1 protein-coding gene is annotated in these 273 nt (G+C 75.1%); it reads left to right on the top strand.

From position 1 onward, the window contains the following. Nucleotides 1-12: 12 nt before the first annotated feature. On the top strand, nt 13-273 hold a 261-nt coding region (locus tag NGF19_RS30540; protein ID WP_252429200.1), incomplete at its 3' end, for a CurL C-terminal domain-containing protein.

Here is a 273-nt window from a genome sequence, read left to right as displayed (position 1 = left end):
CTGGTGCCGGTGGTGCTGTCGGCTCGGACGGGTGCGGCGCTGGTGGACCAGGCGGCGCGGTTGCGGTCGTTCGTCGGCGAGCGGCCGGAGCTGTCGGTGCTGGATGTCGCGGCGTCGGCTGCCGGGCGCAGTGTGTTCGAGCACGGTGCGGCGCTGGTGGTCGGGGACCGAGCCGGGCTGCTGCGGGAACTGGACGCGCTGGTGGCCGGAGAGACGGCTGGCAGCGGAGTCGAGGCCACCCTCGCCGCCGGGGGCGGGATCGGCTTCCTGTTC

The sequence above is a fragment of the Streptomyces macrolidinus genome (assembly GCF_023887685.1).
Classification (GTDB): Bacteria; Actinomycetota; Actinomycetes; order Streptomycetales; family Streptomycetaceae; genus Streptomyces; species Streptomyces macrolidinus.
The sequence above is the reverse complement of the archived record's forward strand: the minus strand, read 5'-3'. Positions and strand labels throughout refer to the sequence as shown.